General features: G+C 62.3%; 14 protein-coding genes. 9 read left to right on the forward strand and 5 right to left on the reverse strand.

Annotated elements, in window-relative coordinates; all coding sequences use genetic code 11:
* Positions 1–3: 3 nt before the first annotated feature.
* Both NKI97_RS02540 and NKI97_RS02545 read right to left on the reverse strand, forming a co-directional pair.
* Entirely contained in the window at positions 4–429 is a 426-nt protein-coding gene (locus tag NKI97_RS02540) for a hypothetical protein (RefSeq protein WP_352448156.1), read from the reverse strand.
* Positions 430–576: 147 nt separating this feature from the next.
* The gene (locus tag NKI97_RS02545) at positions 577–1251 is read right to left on the reverse strand and encodes a DUF2161 domain-containing phosphodiesterase (RefSeq protein WP_352448155.1); all 675 of its coding nucleotides are present in this window, start codon (positions 1249–1251) and stop codon (positions 577–579) included.
* 341 nt (positions 1252–1592) lie between these two features.
* Here NKI97_RS02545 and NKI97_RS02550 point away from each other — a divergent pair, with 341 nt between their 5' ends.
* The 7 genes from NKI97_RS02550 to apnL all read left to right on the forward strand — a co-directional run bounded on the left by NKI97_RS02550 (position 1593) and on the right by apnL (position 9935).
* The gene (locus NKI97_RS02550; RefSeq protein ID WP_352568083.1) at positions 1593–2420 is read left to right on the forward strand and encodes a phosphogluconate dehydrogenase C-terminal domain-containing protein; all 828 of its coding nucleotides are present in this window, start codon (positions 1593–1595) and stop codon (positions 2418–2420) included.
* Between the two features lie 265 nt (positions 2421–2685).
* Positions 2686–3627 carry a D-ribose ABC transporter substrate-binding protein gene (locus NKI97_RS02555; protein WP_023675475.1) on the forward strand — a complete coding sequence of 314 codons (942 nt, stop codon included), beginning with the start codon at positions 2686–2688 and terminating at the stop codon, positions 3625–3627.
* Between the two features lie 112 nt (positions 3628–3739).
* On the forward strand, positions 3740–4393 hold the full coding sequence (locus NKI97_RS02560; protein WP_352832507.1) for a DUF2291 family protein: 654 nt from the start codon (positions 3740–3742) through the stop codon (positions 4391–4393).
* The gene (locus NKI97_RS02565; protein WP_352832509.1) at positions 4390–5934 is read left to right on the forward strand and encodes a sugar ABC transporter ATP-binding protein; all 1545 of its coding nucleotides are present in this window, start codon (positions 4390–4392) and stop codon (positions 5932–5934) included. The genes NKI97_RS02560 and NKI97_RS02565 overlap by 4 nt, the downstream gene beginning before the upstream one ends.
* Positions 5931–6995 (forward strand): ABC transporter permease, encoded by a 1065-nt coding sequence (locus NKI97_RS02570; protein WP_352832512.1) that lies wholly within the window; start codon positions 5931–5933, stop codon positions 6993–6995. Before NKI97_RS02565 ends, NKI97_RS02570 begins: the two co-directional genes overlap by 4 nt.
* A 1-nt stretch (position 6996) precedes the next feature.
* A complete protein-coding gene (locus NKI97_RS02575) occupies positions 6997–8031 on the forward strand; it encodes a Gfo/Idh/MocA family protein (protein ID WP_352832514.1) in 1035 nt (344 codons plus the stop codon).
* Entirely contained in the window at positions 8028–9935 is a 1908-nt protein-coding gene (gene apnL, locus NKI97_RS02580) for a D-apionate lactonase (protein WP_352832517.1), read from the forward strand. The genes NKI97_RS02575 and apnL overlap by 4 nt, the downstream gene beginning before the upstream one ends.
* Before the next feature lie 78 nt (positions 9936–10013).
* Here the strand turns inward: apnL and NKI97_RS02585 are convergent, their stop codons facing one another.
* Positions 10014–10982: a GlxA family transcriptional regulator gene (locus tag NKI97_RS02585; protein WP_352832519.1), complete on the reverse strand. Its 969-nt coding sequence runs from the start codon at positions 10980–10982 to the stop codon at positions 10014–10016.
* Positions 10983–11291: 309 nt separating this feature from the next.
* Positions 11292–12005, reverse strand: a complete 714-nt coding sequence (locus NKI97_RS02590; RefSeq protein WP_352577753.1) for a transcriptional regulator NanR — start codon at positions 12003–12005, stop codon at positions 11292–11294.
* A 183-nt stretch (positions 12006–12188) separates the two neighbouring features.
* Here NKI97_RS02590 and oiaX point away from each other — a divergent pair, with 183 nt between their 5' ends.
* Positions 12189–13463 (forward strand): 3-oxo-isoapionate-4-phosphate decarboxylase OiaX, encoded by a 1275-nt coding sequence (oiaX, locus tag NKI97_RS02595; protein WP_352741969.1) that lies wholly within the window; start codon positions 12189–12191, stop codon positions 13461–13463.
* A 4-nt stretch (positions 13464–13467) separates the two neighbouring features.
* Positions 13468–14802: a four-carbon acid sugar kinase family protein gene (locus NKI97_RS02600; protein WP_352832520.1), complete on the forward strand. Its 1335-nt coding sequence runs from the start codon at positions 13468–13470 to the stop codon at positions 14800–14802.
* 113 nt (positions 14803–14915) lie between these two features.
* Here the strand turns inward: NKI97_RS02600 and NKI97_RS02605 are convergent, their stop codons facing one another.
* Positions 14916–15413 (reverse strand): hypothetical protein, encoded by a 498-nt coding sequence (locus NKI97_RS02605; RefSeq protein WP_352448144.1) that lies wholly within the window; start codon positions 15411–15413, stop codon positions 14916–14918.
* Positions 15414–15559 lie beyond the last annotated feature (146 nt).

Below are 15559 nucleotides of genomic sequence, written 5' to 3' on the forward strand. Positions count from 1 at the left end.
CGCTCACGTCGTCGTCTGGATGATCAGCGTCAGCGTGCCGTCGCCGTCGATATTGGCCGCCACGACCTGCGTGGAATTAAGCCCGTTCGCCGCCAGCGCCGATGCCGCCTGCGGCGATGCGTCGATCGAACTTTGCAGGATGCGCAAATCCTCGGCGCTGGTCTGCGTGACGACGGCCTCCGCCTGTGCCTTGATGTCAGGAGGCAGATCCTCCATCGCCACGATTGTCACTGCGGTGAAATTCTGGGCGGAGAAGGCTTGGTCAGGTGTAGCCTGGTCGGGAGTGGTCCCTTCGGGGGTGGCTTGCTCCGGCAGGGTTTGCGGGGCCGTCGGCGGGACAGGGGCAAGCTCTGGTCCCACGGATTGCGCATAGACCGGCGAGGCAAGGGCCAGTGCCGAAAGTGTGGCAATTGTCGTCGATAGGCGCATGGCCGTTCCTTCCGTTTGCTCAGCGGACGATCAATTCGGTGACGACAAAACCATCGTGTCGAAATATGGTTCCGTGACCGAGGTGATGTCTTGCCGAAAGCCGTGATTGTCGCGGAAAGCAGGGCGCGAAATCCGGCGTTGCCTGTCTCAGGCAGCGGTGTGGCTGCGATCGGGCTGCGGCCAGCGCTGCAACGCCTCACGGCCCTGAGCGGTCAGTTCGTAGATCCCGCGATCGGTGCGTGCGAACCAGCGATACACATTGTGCAGCAGGATCTTAGGCGCGTTCGGCAGGTTGGGCTTCAAGTCACGCGGCCGCTTTGGGCCGTCGGCGAGGGCTGCGGCGCATGCCAGCGCCTGCTGGCGATAAGCGGTCATGATCGGCGCACGCGAGCCGCCGCCGGCGACAGGATCGCCCTGCCGACGCCGATGTTCGTCAATTAGCTTCGAGCGGCGCCGGGGATCGCGACGCGGAGCCAATGCCGTCGGGCTGAGCAGCACCTGAACCTCGCCGTTCGGTCGCACGCCAAGCAGGCCAAAGCCGAGCCGACGGCAGAGATTGCGGTATCTCACATCGCTCTCACGGCCCTTGCCACGGGCCGACATGCATGCCGCTAGCCAGACCTCGTCGCTCGCCGCCATACGGTCGATGCCCTGGAGGATGAGCTCGAGATTGAACTTCAGCTTCAGCTCGCAGATGACGACGATCGGTGGAGAGTCGGCACTCAGCGCCAGCAGATCGCAGCCGCCGATCTCGCCCTTGACTATAAATCCCAGGCCTTCGAGGAAGGCCTTGACCGGGCTGTAGAGTGACGTTTCGAGCATGGGCCTTTGTCGGCTGCGAATCATCCCGCCGATCGGCGGTTCAGCGCGATGATCGCTCCTTGCCGTTGAACAGGAGGTAAACGACGGCCGAGCAAGTGGTCAGAGCCGTGCCATGGCCGCTTGCCAATTTGGTATGCTGGTATAATGTGTACCTAAGGTAGCATGCTCCGCGTAGCTGCGCTGTGCTGGACATCCGGGCGCCCGAGATATCGTCCATGGCATCGTCATTTGAGCGGCGGCTCCCCTGCGTTTTCTAATCCGCCAACCGGCGGCAATGTGCATACAAGTCAATGGGATGACGATCGGCAGGGCCGTCGTTGGAATTCAGGAGTAACGGACACATGACAACGATTGCGCTGTTTGGTGCGGGCGGCAAAATGGGTTACCGTCTGTCGACCAATTTTCGCGGATCTCCCTATACGATACGCCATGTCGAGGTCAGCGACGCCGGCCGCGAGCGGCTTAAGTCGGGCCTCGGCATCGATGCCGTCAGCGCCGATGAGGCGCTTGATGGCGCCGATGTGGTGATCCTGGCGGTGCCGGACACGCACATCGGCAAGGTCGCGGCGAGTATCGAGAGCAAGCTTGCATCAGGCACCATGGTCGTCGTGCTCGACGCCGCGGCACCTTTCGCCGGGCATTTGCCGAAGCGGCCGGACCTGACCTATTTCGTCACCCACCCGTGCCATCCGCCGATCTTCAACGACGAGACCGACATGGCGGCCAAGAAGGATTATTTCGGCGGCGTCAAGGCCAAGCAGCATATGGTCAGCGCCTTGATGCAGGGACCGGAGGAGGATTTCGCCAAGGGTGAGGCGATCGCAAAAATCATCTGGGCGCCGGTCATGCGCTCGCATCGCGTCACGGTCGATCAGATGGCCCTGCTCGAGCCCGGCCTTTCTGAAACGGTATGCGCCTCGCTGCTCGTCGTCATGAAAGAGGCGGTCGACGAGGTGGTGGCGCGCGGGGTCGACAAGCAGGCGGCGCTCGACTTCCTGCTTGGTCATATGAACGTGCTTGGCGCCGTCATCTTCGGCGAGACCAAAGGCGTGTTCTCCGACGCCTGCAACAAGGCGATAGAGTTCGGCAAGCCGGTGCTGATGCGCGACGACTGGAAGCGGGTGTTCGAGCCGGAGGAGATTGCCGCGAGCATTCAGCGCATCACTTGAGGGCAGCGACGCGTTCTCCGGAACATGTCACCTGAAATTGTCATTGACTCATTATACCAGTTGGCTTAGCTGTTCGATGGATCGGACCGTCAAGCTTCGCAGCAGGATCAGGAGCTGGATGAGTGGAGGATAGGGGGAGCGATCCGTCGAGGTGAAGCCGGCCAAGGGCTTGTGAATCTGACGCGACCCGCCGCCTACGGCCGGCTAACGAAATCGAATGCATATAGCCTTGGGATAAGGCACGGATTTTCAACGGGAGGAATACATGAAACTGACACGCAGAATGACGCTTGCGGCTTTTGCCGGCATGCTGGCGCTTGGCACCGCCGCACCCGCCTATGCGGCGGATTTGATCGCCATCATCACGCCCTCGCATGACAATCCGTTCTTCAAGGCGGAAGCTGTCGGCGCGGAGGCCAAGGCCAAGGAACTCGGTTACGAGGCGTTGGTGCTCGTCCATGACGACGACGCCAACAAGCAGTCCGAATTGATCGACACGGCGATTGGCCGCGGCGCCAAGGCGATCATCCTCGATAATGCCGGCGCCGACGCCACCGTCGCCGCGGTGCAGAAAGCCAAGGACGCAGGCGTTCCTTCCTTCCTGATCGATCGCGAGATCAATGCCACCGGCGTTGCCGTCGCGCAGATCGTCTCCAACAATTATCAGGGCGCCCAGCTCGGCGCGCAGGAATTCGTCAAGCTGATGGGCGAGAAGGGTAATTTCGTCGAGCTCGTCGGCAAGGAATCCGACACCAATGCCGGCATCCGCTCCAAGGGTTACCACGACGTCATCGACGACTATCCGGACCTGAAGATGGTGGCGCAGCAGTCGGCCAATTGGAGCCAGACCGAGGCCTATTCAAAGATGGAATCGATCCTCCAGGCCAATCCCGATATCAAGGGCGTGATCTCCGGCAACGACACGATGGCGATGGGCGCTTATGCGGCACTTGCCGCTGCCGGCCGCAAGGACGTCATCGTCGTCGGCTTCGACGGATCGAACGACGTGCGCGACTCGATCACCTCCGGCGGCATCAAGGCGACAGTCCTGCAGCCGGCCTTCGCGCAGGCGCAGATGGCGGTCGAGCAGGCCAACGACTTCATCAAAAACAAGAAGTCTCCGGCCGAGGAAAAGCAATTGATGGATTGCGTCCTGGTCAATGGCGACAATGCCGCCAAGCTGGAGACGTTCGCGCTCACCAACTGAGCAGGTGTAACATCAGCAGCAAGGGATGAGCCTCCGGTTCGTCCCTTGCTTCCATTTCGCCCTTGCTTCCATTTCTTTGGGTGCTCCTGACTGCCATGCCGAACGAGCCGACATGTTCAACACGCTGACCCGGCCGATCTTTGTCGCGTTGTTCCTCGCAGCAATAGGCAGCCTGACCGCCTGCAAGATCCTGCCGACGCCGTCGGCGGAAAACGGCGGCACTGGTTCCGCGTTCAATCCCGACAAGATGGTCGAGGACATCTGGGCGGCGAAAGTCATACCCTATCTGCAGCAGAAGGCCGGGCCGTTTGCCGAGGTTCACACCTTGGCCAAGACCGATCCCGCCGCTGCCGGCGCCAAATACGGCAACCCGAAGAAGCAGGCGAATTCGCCATGGACCTTCGCGGTTCGGCTCGAGGGCAAGGTCGTTTCAGCCAACACACAGTCACGCGCGGCGACGATGGACGTCGATGCCGACGGCGACGGCAAGGCGGACGCGCGGGTGCAGATCGGACCCGCCATGCGCGGAACCGCGCTGCGCGACAGCCTCGACTTCATCCAGTTCAATGATTTCACCAACCAGATCGACTTCGCCCAGTTCGGCAAGGCTTTCAACGCCTATGCCGACAAGACCGTGCTTTCCAAGCTGCCGCGCGAGGCACTCGAGGGCCGCAGCGTCGAGGTACTTGGCGCCTATACGCCGGGCAGTGGCCAGGACCTGCCGCTGGTGACGCCGGCGGAGGCAAAGATCGGGCCGAAGCCATGAGCGGCGATCAAGATGTCATCCTGAAGCTGGAGGACGTCTCGAAAGTCTATTCCGGCACCGTCGCGGTCAAGCGGGCGAATTTCGAGGTGCGCATAGGCGCGGTCAACGTGCTGGTCGGCGAAAACGGAGCCGGCAAATCGACGCTGATGAAGATCATCGCCGGTGTCGAGCAGCCGACGCTCGGGCGCATTCTGCTGGACGGCGAGGAGGTCTCCTTCTCGTCATCCGGGGACGCGGTAAATCGCGGCATCGGCATGGTTTTCCAGGAGCTGAATCTGTTCGGCAATCTGACTGTCGCCGAAAATATTTTCGCCACCCGCGAGATCACCAACCGCTTCCGCAAGATCGACCGCAAGGAGCAGGAGCGCCGCGCGGCGGAGTTCCTTGAACGGCTGGAAGCCGGCATCCGGCCCGACATGCTGGTCGAGGATCTGCGCATCGGCCAGCAGCAGCTGGTCGAGATCGCCAAGGCGGTTTCGCTCGATGCGCGCATCCTGATCATGGATGAACCGACCTCGGCGCTCAGCGCGGCGGAAGTCGAGATCCTGTTCAAGGTGATTGCCGACCTCAAGGCACGCGGCGTGGCAATCGTCTACATCTCGCACCGGCTCGAGGAACTGATCCGCATCGGCGACACCATCACGGTGCTGCGCGACGGCCGCATCACCGGCCAGGCGGAGATGAAAGACGTCGACACCCAGTGGATCGTGCGGCAGATGATCGGCTCGGACGCCAAGGACTTCGCCAAGGCCGACGGCCATGTGCCGGGCGAGGAAATATTCCGCGCCGAGGACATCTGCCTGCCGCGCGTCACCGGCGGGCTTGCGGTCGATCACGTCTCGCTGTCGCTGCGCGCCGGCGAAATTCTCGGCATCTATGGCCTGATGGGCGCCGGACGCAGCGAGCTGTTCGACTGCATCATGGGCCGCCACGGCCATTCGACGGGCACGATATTCATTGCCGGCAAAAAAGTGCACGAGCGCGACACGACGCGGCGCATCCGGCGCGGCCTGGCGCTGATCCCCGAAGACCGCCAGCGCGAAGGGCTGGTGTCGATCCTCTCCGTCGCCAGCAATCTGACGCTGGCCAGCCTGTCGCGGTTCGTGCGCCTGTTCCACATTCGTGGTGCCGCCGAACGACAGGCGGTGACCCAGACGGTGCGCGAACTGGCCATCAAGGTCGCCGATCCGGCGCAGGAAGTCTCGTCGCTGTCAGGCGGCAACCAGCAGAAGGTGGTGATCGGCAAGGCGCTGCTCACCGGCCCGAAGGTGCTGTTGATGGACGAGCCCAGCCGCGGCATCGACGTCGGCGCCAAGGCCGACGTGTTCCGCACGATGCGCAAGCTGTCGCGCGACGGCCTGGGGATTCTGTTTGCCACCTCCGATCTCGACGAAGTGATGGCGTTGTCCGACCGTATCGCAGTGATGAGCAATGGAAAACTGACCGGCATGTTCGATCGCGCCGAGGCGACGGAGGCCGCGCTCGTCGCTGCCTCGGCCTTCGGCCACGGACCGGTCCCGCACGGAGAGCAAGGCGCATGACTGACATCCCAGCCAAGGCGGCGGTCGACTCCATGTCGGGCGGCTCGGTCCTGCTGACGCTGATGAAGGCGAGGACGTTCATCGCGCTGATCGCCGTGCTGTTATTCTTCTCGATAGCCGCCCCCAATTTCCTATCGGCCGCCAATCTTATCCTGATGTCGAAGCACGTGGCGCTGAACGCATTCCTCGCAATGGGCATGACCTTCGTCATCATCACCGGCGGGATCGACCTGTCGGTCGGCTCGATCGTCGGCCTGTGCGGCATGGTGGCCGGCTACCTCGTGCTCAACGGCATCGACCTGCAGGTCGGCTACACCATCTATTTCAACGTCTTGGAGATCGCGCTGATCACGCTTGCCGTCGGCATATTGATCGGCGCCGTCAACGGCTTGCTGATCACCAGGCTTAATGTTGCGCCTTTCATTGCCACGCTCGGCGTGCTCTATGTCGCACGCGGCCTGGCGCTGCTGTCGTCGGACGGCCGTACTTTCCCCAATCTCGTCGGCAAGCCGGAGCTCGGCACCACCGGATTCGGCTTTCTCGGCGCCGGCCGGTTGCTCGGCCTGCCGGTCGCGCTCTGGATTCTGTTCGTTGTTGCGGTAGGGGCGGCCTATCTCGCCAAATACACCCCGCTCGGCCGCCACATCTTCGCCGTCGGCGGCAATGAGCGGGCGGCGCGGATTTCAGGCGTCCGCGTCAACATGGTGAAGATGTTCGTCTACATGTTCTCCGGCTTCTGCGCGGCGATCGTCGGGCTGATCATCTCGTCCGAACTGATGGCCTCGCATCCGGCGACCGGAGAGAGCTTCGAGCTCAACGCCATTGCCGCGGCAGTGCTCGGCGGCACCTCGATGTCGGGCGGACGCGGTACCATCGGCGGTACCATTGTCGGCGCCTTCGTAATCGGCATCCTTTCCGACGGGCTGGTGATGATGGGAGTGAGCTCGTTCTGGCAGATGGTGATCAAGGGCCTCGTCATCATCGTCGCCGTCGTCGTCGATCAGGCACAGCGCCGGCTGCAGAGCCGTGTCACGCTGATGCAGATGGCAAAGGCCGGCTGACATGGCGGAGCTGCGGGGAGCGCTGATCGGCTGCGGCTTCTTCGCCGTCAACCAAATGCATGCCTGGCGCGACATAGAGGGCGCCTCGATCGCCGCCATCTGCGACCGCAATCCGGACCGGTTGAGGGTCGTCGGTGACCAGTTCGGGGTCGCGCGGCGCTATACCGATGCGGCCGCGCTGTTTGCCGGCGAAAGGCTGGATTTCGTCGACATCGCCACCACCGCACCAAGCCACAGAATGCTCGTGGAGATGGCAGCGCAGCACGGCGTTCCGGCAATCTGCCAAAAACCGTTTGCGCCGACGCTTGCCGATGCCAAGGCGATGGTAAAGGCCTGTGCTGACGCCGGCGTGCCGCTGATGGTGCATGAGAATTTTCGCTGGCAGTCGCCGATCCAGGCGGTGCGTACCGTGCTCGACAGCGGCGAAATCGGCACCCCCTTTTTCGGACGGATCTCGTTCCGCTCTGCCTATGACGTGTTTTCCGGCCAGCCTTATCTGTCGACGGGAAAGCGCTTCATCATCGAGGATCTGGGTATCCACATCCTCGACATCGCCCGCTTCCTGCTGGGCGACGTCTCGACCGTCACTGCGCGAACGGCGCGCATCAATCCCGGCATTGCCGGCGAGGACGTTGCGACGATGCTGTTGGACCACACGAGCGGCGCCACTTCCGTGGTCGACTGCAGCTACGCGAGCAAGCTCGCTACCGAGCCGTTTCCGGAGACGCTGATCGAGATCGACGGCAGCGACGGCACGATCCGGCTGGCGCAGGGCTACCGGCTCACCGTCACCGGCAGGAGCGGGACAGCCGTGAGCAACGTCTCGCCACCGCTGCTGGCCTGGGCATCACGGCCGTGGCACAACATCCAGGAAAGCGTCGTCGCCATTCAAAAGCACTGGGTCGATTGCCTGACCAACGGAACCGAGCCCGCGACCTCGGGCGCGGACAACCTCAAGACATTAGCGCTGGTCGAGGCAGCCTACGCCGGCGCCGCAAGCCGGGAGCCGGTGCAACTCGACGCCTTGCTGAAATGACAGCCGACGCCTTCCTCCTCTACGGCACACGTGCCGTTGAAGCCGAACCGGTCAGGCTGCGCGCCGGCGCGCTGACGGCGGACTTCGTCAACGGCAATCTGCGCACCATCCGGCACGGCGACACCGAAGTTCTGCGTGCCATCGCCTACATCGTCAGGGATCGCGACTGGGGCACCTACGAGCCGACGCTCACCGATTTAATCATCGACCAGGGCGATGACGCTTTCTTCGTCAGCTATTCGGCAGGTTGTTTCGGACCAGAGGGAAGCCGGCTCGACTTCCGTGCGACCATCAAGGGCTCGGCCGATGGCCAGCTGATCTTCGACGTGAGCGCTCTTCCCGACAACGATTTCGAGACCAATCGCTGCGGCTTCTGCATCCTGCATCCGATTGCCGGCCTGGCCGGCAGCCCGGTCACGGTCGAGCATACCGATGGCAGCGTGGTCGCGACGCGGCTTCCAGAGCTGATCGATCCCTGGCAGCCTTTCAAGGATCTGCGGTCGATCACCCATGAGGTCCGGCCGGGCGTCACCGCCGAATGCCGTATGCAAGGCGATACTTTCGAGATGGAGGACCAGCGCAACTGGTCGGATGCCTCCTACAAGACCTATGTTCGGCCGCTGGCGCTGCCGTGGCCCTATGTGCTGCCCGCCGGCAAGACCTTCCGTCAGACCATCAGCTTGCGGATAGAGGGTCGCGGGAAAGTGCCGGCGGCTGCGGCAACCGTCGAACCAATTCGCGTCACGCTCGGCAAAGCCGGACCGGGGCTGCCGGATATCGGCGTGATCGTCTATCCGGATGAGGTCGAGACGGCGCTGGGCAAGCTGCCGATGCTGTCCGAGCTTGGTCCGCAGCAATTGATGTTCCATTACGACCCGACCCGTGGCCATGGGCTCGACGCCTTGCGGGCTTACGCCCAGCTCGCCGCCGCCTATCCGGTCCGGACAACGCTCGAATGTGTCATTGCCGGCGACGGCGATCTCGACGTCGAGCTTTCAGGCGTCGCCGACATGGTGCGCCAGGTCGGGCTCAAGCTTTCGGCCATTGCCGTCTCGCCCTCGGTCGACCGGCAGTCGACGCCGCCGGGCAGCGCATGGCCGCAATGCCCACCGCTCGAAGACGTCTATGCCGCGGCGCGGCGCGCCTTTCCCGACACCCGCCTCGGCGGCGGCATGTTCAGTTATTTCACCGAACTCAATCGCAAGCGTGTGCCGGCTGACCCGCTCGATTTCGTCACGCATTGCACCTGCCCGATCGTGCACGCCGCCGACGATCTCAGCGTCAGGCAATCGCTGGAGGCACTGCCTTTCATCACGGCGTCAGTACGAACGATCTTCGGAACAATACCTTATCGGATCGGGCCGTCGACCATTGCCATGCGCCAGAACCCTTATGGCGGCGCGACCAAGGCCAATCCCGACAATCAGCGCATTGCCATGGCCGACCGCGACCCTCGCCATGCCGGGCTGTTCGGGGCCGCATGGACGATCGGCTATGCCGTGCGCGTTGCGCCGGCCGGGCTCGAAATGCTGACGCTCTGCAGCTTCACCGGACCATTCGGCGTACTGGCCTCGTCGGGCGAACCTGTCAAAGAAGGTACACCCCGGCCGATTTTCCACGCGGTGAAAGGACTTTGCGATCTGGCCGGCCATGCGCATGTGGCGGCGACAACGACCGATGAGACGCGGGTATTGGCACTGGCCGGCCGCTCCCGGACAGGCAGGATCATCGTCTGGCTGGCGAACCTTACCCCGGACGATTTTCCGGTCGATGTTTCCGGGCTCGGCTCCGATCGGGGTCCTCTGAAGATCTGGGATGGACGAATGTCGCGCAAGATTCCGCAAGACACGTCGGGCCGAGACCATCTTGTGATGACACCCTACGCAATCGTCCGGATCGGCTGAAGTCATTTGCCGAGGCTCTTGGATAGCCGCTCTTCGGCAGCGGTTGCCCGTAGCGGCAGCACTTCCGTTGCCGACTTATCACCGGATCTGCTTTCGAAACTCGCCTGGTGCCATTCCAGTTGTCTTGGAAAAAAGACGGCTGAACGAGGCGACGTCCTGATATCCCACCCGATAGCAAATTTCTGAAACGCTCAGTTTCGTTTCCTCAAGCATGGATTTTGCCAACTCCAGCCGCCTTTCCTGGATCCATTTTCCCGGCGTTATCTGGAGTTCGTCGAAAAATCTGCGAGACAGGGTTCGCGAAGACATGCCCAATTCGGTTGCCAGAAATTTCAGATCGATTTCCGACATCTTGTCGTTCGAGAGCTCGCGCAGCTTGTTCTCGAATGGGCTGGCCTCGTTCGAAATTTCGTCGAGAGGAAATTCGTAAGGACTCTGGAATTTACGCGGTGGAGGAAGAACCAGAAGTTTTCGAATGATCCGCTCCTCCTTCGAGAACCCCAGATCGATCAGCAAAGCCCTGGCGAGTTCGAGTCCGGAAAACCCGCCTCCGCATGTGTAGAGGCGGTCCTGGCGAATGAGAAGGCGGGAAGCGTCCCATCGCACTTGCGGAAACCGGCGGCTTGCCTCGGCTTTCAGCCACCAGGATATCGTCGCGCGTTTACCGTCCAATAATCCCGAATTGGCGAGCAGATAACACGCGCCGCAATGTGCTGCGATGATTGCGTCCTGCTGTTGCGCAAGCGCGATCAGCGGTTTTGAATGTTCACTCTCCTCGTCGAGCGAGCGCAGAAGCTCCGGAATCTCGACACCCGGCATCGCAATGAGAATCAGGACATCCATTTTCCGGGATGGTTGAGCCTTCGTCGGGAAGAAAATTCCTGTGCTTGATGTCGACGGCGCGCCCCTTGAAACGAACTCACAGGAGAGAACCTGTGACCGGCAGACGTCATTCACAAGCTGAAACATTTCCACGAGCGTCGAGACGACGGCCGAATAGAAATTCGACGGCAGCCAGATCACGACGTGGAGGCTCCTGTCAGCCATTGCGGTTCTCCCGGTGTCGTTCTCGCCGATTGGCAAATCTAGCATAGTCTTTGCAAGAATTGCCAATTCAAGAAGAAGCAGGCGCCTCCAAGACGGGGCCTATGCGGGCCTGCTGACGAAAGCGGGCGGCGGAAATCCACGGCTGGGAAGATGCAAATGCTGAAATCGTTGAATGAAAACAACGCGGCACATACACCGGATTCAGACGGCAACATAAAACTGCGTCGGTCCGGGCTCAGGCTGATCTGTGGTCAGCCAGTAGGCCGAGAAGGTCCGACCGCGACGCCGGTCGGGACCTGCACTTGATTTTCAGTTGCCGGAATTCATCACGTAGAGCGCGCGCGAGCGTTCGAGGTGCTTGATCATCGCCTTCTCGGCGCCATCCGCATCCTTGGCTTCGATGCGTCCGACGATCTCTTCGTGCTCGGTCAGCGTGAACTTTTCCTTGCCGGTCCAGATCAGCATTTCGGTGTGGTATTCCTTTAGCCAGCCTAGCATTGCCTCGCTGACGGCGACATAGATCGGGTTACCGGATATTGCCGCGATCTGTGTGTGGAATTTCATGTCGGCGGATATGAAGGCTTCCGAGTTGCCACGATGGCTGCGCTGCTCGGCGACCGTTTCCCGCAGCCGCTGCACGTCCTCGGCTGTGGCCTTTTCTGCAGCTTCCTTGACCATGCCGCGCTCGAAGAAGATGCGTGCGTTCTTGAGGTGCTCGAGCGTGTCCTTCGATGACGACAGGATGATCTTGGCTGCGCCGTCGACCTGCTTGATGATCGACTTGGCGGTCAGCTGCAGCACCTTGGCACGCTCGCCATGCGAGATCGCGACCAGCCCCATATTGCTCAACGCCTGCATTGCCTCGCGGATCGCCGGCCTGCCGACCTCGAAGCGCTCCATCAATTCGCGCTCCGATGGCATGTCGTCACCCGGCAGCAATTCGCCGCCGGTGATCAGGCGCTTCAGTCTCAAGAATACTTCGTCGGAAAGCTTGCGCCGGACGATCGGCTCCGAACGGTTCATCGTCGCGAATCACTCCTTTGACCGGCCCCTATCTAGCATTTCCGCCGTGAATTCCGGAACGCATGCTGCCGGCTCGCCCTTACCGCCAAGCCGGATAGGGCTTGCAATGCTTATGTACTCATTATACCAGATTTCGAGGGCCAAGGAACCTTTTTCGAAACCTCCCCGGCAGGCCGCGCGAATATGATTGTTCTTACCTATCGCATCGAAACGCCCGGCAATATCGAGGCGCTGGCGGCCAAGATTGCAAGCGACCAGTCGACCGGAACCTTCGTCGCGCTGGCCGGCGAGACCGAAGAGCTCAAGGCCAGGGTCGCAGCGCGAGTCCTGGCGATACGGCATCTGCCGGACGCGGACCGGCCGTCCCTTCCCGAAACCGGTTCCGGAGCAAGCCCCGAAGCACGCAACGGCCCGGTCAAGCGCGCCGACATCGATATCGCCTTTCCGCTGGACGCCATCGGCACCGACCTGTCGGCGCTGATGACCATCGCCATCGGCGGCACCTTTTCGATCAAGGGCCTGTCCGGCATCCGTGTCGTCGACATGAAGCTACCCGAGGAGTACCGGGGCGCGCATCCGGGCCCGCAATTCGGCGTCACGGGCAGCCGCAGGCTGACCGGTGTCGCGGATCGTCCGATCATCGGGACCATCGTCAAGCCGGCGCTGGGACTCCGCCCGTACGAGACGGCCGCAATGGTGCAAGAGCTGATTGCCGCCGGCGTCGACTTCATCAAGGACGACGAGAAGCTGATGAGCCCGGCCTATTCACCGCTGTCGGAGCGGGTGAGGGCAATCATGCCGCTGATCCTCGACCACGAGCAGAAGACCGGCAAGAAGGTCATGTATGCCTTCGGCATTTCACATGCCGATCCCGACGAGATGATGCGAAACCACGATCTGGTGGCAAAGGCCGGCGGCAATTGCGCGGTGGTCAGCATCAATTCGATCGGCTTTGGTGGCATGGCTTACCTCCGAAAGCGCTCCAGCCTGGTGCTCCATGCCCACCGCAATGGCTGGGACATTCTCACCCGCCATCCCGGCCTCGGCATGGATTTCAAGGTCTGGCAGCAGTTCTGGCGGTTGCTCGGCGTCGACCAGTTCCAGATCAACGGCATCGCCTCGAAATACTGGGAACCCGACTGGTCCTTCGTCGAATCCTTCAAGGCGGTGACCACGCCGATCTTTTCGCCGGCCGATTGCGCATTGCCGGTCGCCGGCTCCGGCCAGTGGGGCGGGCAGGCGCCTGAAACCTTCCAGCGAACCGGCCGGACGGTCGATCTTCTCTATCTCTGCGGCGGTGGTATCGTCAGCCACCCGGACGGGCCGGGCGCCGGCGTGCGCGCCGTGCAGCAGGCCTGGCAGGCGGCGGTCCAAGACATTCCGTTGGCAGATTATGCCTTGAGCCATGTCGAGCTGGCGCGGTCGATCGAGAAGTTCGGCGGCGGCGAGGCGGCCTGACGCCATGCAAAACCGGCTTCTGAGTTACTATGGCGACGACCTGACCGGCTCGACCGACGTTATGGAGGCGCTCGAGCTCGGCGGCGTGCCGACCGTCCTGTTCATGCGCCAGCCGGACGAGGCGCTGCTTTCGCAATTTGCGCATTGCCGCGCCCTCGGGCTGGCCGGCACCAGCCGCAGCGAGACGCCGCAGTGGATGGACACGCATCTGCGAGATGCCTTCGCCTGGCTGAAGACCGTCAACGCCGAGATCTGCCACTACAAGGTCTGCTCGACCTTCGATTCCAGCCCGGCAATCGGCAGCATCGGCCGGGCGATCGAAATCGGCCGCTCGGTTTTCCGGCAAGACGGCGTGCCGCTGGTGGTCGGCGCGCCGCAGCTGAAGCGCTACACCGCCTTCGGCCATCTGTTCGCGGCCTATCGCGAAAAATATTTCCGCATCGACCGCCATCCCGTGATGAGCCGCCATCCGACCACGCCGATGGACGAATCCGACCTGCTGATCCATCTGTCGCGCCAGACCAGCCTCGCCTCGGGCCTGGTCGACCTGGCGACGCTGCAGTCCGCGTCGCGGTCGAAAGCATTCGACCGGCTTGTGGAGAATGGCTCAGGTATCGTGCTTGTCGATGTCGATAGCCTGGAAACCCAGGCACTTGCCGGCAAGGAGATTTGGCGCGCTCGCAAGCCGGGCGGTTATTTCGTCGTCGGCTCTTCAGGCATCGAATATGCCTTGCTGGTCGAATGGGCATCGAACCGGATCGTGGATGCCAAATCCGCCTTTTCGCCGCCGGGCGCTGCCGACAGGATCGCCGTGGTCTCGGGGAGCTGCTCGCCGACGACGGAACGACAGATCCGTCATGCTCTGGCCGACGGCTTCGACGGGATCGAGCTCGATCCGGTCGAACTGGTTTCTGAGGCTTCGAACGACGCGATTGCGCGCGCGGTGGCAACCGGCCGCTCCAGGCTACGGGCCGGGCGCAGCGTCATCCTCTACACCGCGCTCGGACCTGCGGCCGACCGCGGTGCAGAAATCGATCTCCGGGAAGGCGCCCGCCATAAGCTCGGCCGCGGCCTTGGCGAGGTTCTCCGCGAACTGACGCTTCAAGAGAAGCTACTGCGCGTGGTCATCGCCGGCGGCGACACGTCGAGCCATGCACTTGGCCAGATGGGCGTCGACGCGCTGACTGTGCGAATGCCGCTGCCGGCATCGCCGGGCTCGCCACTTTGTGTGGCGCATTCAAGCATTAAGGCGATCGATGGGCTGGAAATTGCCCTCAAGGGCGGGCAGGTCGGAACCGACCGCTATTTCTCCACTATTCGCGATGGGGTCGGCGGTTGAGAGCGGGGAATGTCAGGTCAAATCGGTGATGCTCGATCGGGATCGAGGATAGTCACTAGCCGGCAAACCAGAAATCTCAGGCGTTCAGATCAGCGGCAATGCCACTCATCCCGCTATCTGCCCATTGTCCTGCCTGGATGATACTGACGGGCGTAGGCGACACAGGCGTCTACCGTGCTGACACAGAGCGCATCGCGGTTGTTCGGCAGGTTGTTGTCGCCGGCGTAGGCAACCTCGGCAACATGACCGTCAACCATTCGAATTTGCGTGTTGCAATAGCCGCCGGGGGCGACGTTGACGGAACCTCCCAGCGCCGGGACGGGGCCAATGGCCACGGTCGGAACGACAATGTTGAGATTGCCGCGTTGAACGACGCGCTGATAGGTCCAGATCTGGCCGGATTTGCCGACATCGGCAGTGGCGGTCGGAAAGCCGGCGCACATTCGAACGTCCGCCTCGCTAAGGCCGACCATCTCCCTGCGGGCTGCCGCCGCCGTGGCGTCTTCCTTCGCAGTGCTCGACGTGTCGTCGGGCATGACGCAGGAAGACAGGATAGGGGCGCTTGCCGATAGAAGGAGAAAGGCAAGCTTTCGGGTGTGGAAAGATGTCATACCAACTTCGGATTGCACGGGAGCCCCGAATGCCAACCTAGGAAGTGGGCCAATCGAGTCAACCGGCAGAAAATTCACGAAGTCGTTTGGTCCGCCATTCCGCCGCACGCATCTGCTGGAAGAGGTTAAGGCTGCCGCCGTGACCC

Origin of the sequence: Mesorhizobium sp. M0296 (assembly GCF_040321675.1) — a bacterium.
GTDB lineage: Bacteria > Pseudomonadota > Alphaproteobacteria > Rhizobiales > Rhizobiaceae > Mesorhizobium.

Excerpts from the sequence above, each read along its gene's own strand:
- NKI97_RS02540 (WP_352448156.1), bottom strand. The coding sequence starts at position 429 with ATGCGCCTATCGACGACAATTGCCACACTTTCGGCACTGGCCCTTGCC.
- NKI97_RS02545 (WP_352448155.1), bottom strand. The coding sequence starts at position 1,251 with ATGCTCGAAACGTCACTCTACAGCCCGGTCAAGGCCTTCCTCGAAGGC.
- NKI97_RS02550 (WP_352568083.1), top strand. The coding sequence starts at position 1,593 with ATGACAACGATTGCGCTGTTTGGTGCGGGCGGCAAAATGGGTTACCGT.
- NKI97_RS02555 (WP_023675475.1), top strand. The coding sequence starts at position 2,686 with ATGAAACTGACACGCAGAATGACGCTTGCGGCTTTTGCCGGCATGCTG.
- NKI97_RS02560 (WP_352832507.1), top strand. The coding sequence starts at position 3,740 with ATGTTCAACACGCTGACCCGGCCGATCTTTGTCGCGTTGTTCCTCGCA.
- NKI97_RS02565 (WP_352832509.1), top strand. The coding sequence starts at position 4,390 with ATGAGCGGCGATCAAGATGTCATCCTGAAGCTGGAGGACGTCTCGAAA.
- NKI97_RS02570 (WP_352832512.1), top strand. The coding sequence starts at position 5,931 with ATGACTGACATCCCAGCCAAGGCGGCGGTCGACTCCATGTCGGGCGGC.
- NKI97_RS02575 (WP_352832514.1), top strand. The coding sequence starts at position 6,997 with ATGGCGGAGCTGCGGGGAGCGCTGATCGGCTGCGGCTTCTTCGCCGTC.
- apnL (WP_352832517.1), top strand. The coding sequence starts at position 8,028 with ATGACAGCCGACGCCTTCCTCCTCTACGGCACACGTGCCGTTGAAGCC.
- NKI97_RS02585 (WP_352832519.1), bottom strand. The coding sequence starts at position 10,982 with ATGGCTGACAGGAGCCTCCACGTCGTGATCTGGCTGCCGTCGAATTTC.
- NKI97_RS02590 (WP_352577753.1), bottom strand. The coding sequence starts at position 12,005 with ATGAACCGTTCGGAGCCGATCGTCCGGCGCAAGCTTTCCGACGAAGTA.
- oiaX (WP_352741969.1), top strand. The coding sequence starts at position 12,189 with ATGATTGTTCTTACCTATCGCATCGAAACGCCCGGCAATATCGAGGCG.
- NKI97_RS02600 (WP_352832520.1), top strand. The coding sequence starts at position 13,468 with ATGCAAAACCGGCTTCTGAGTTACTATGGCGACGACCTGACCGGCTCG.
- NKI97_RS02605 (WP_352448144.1), bottom strand. The coding sequence starts at position 15,413 with ATGACATCTTTCCACACCCGAAAGCTTGCCTTTCTCCTTCTATCGGCA.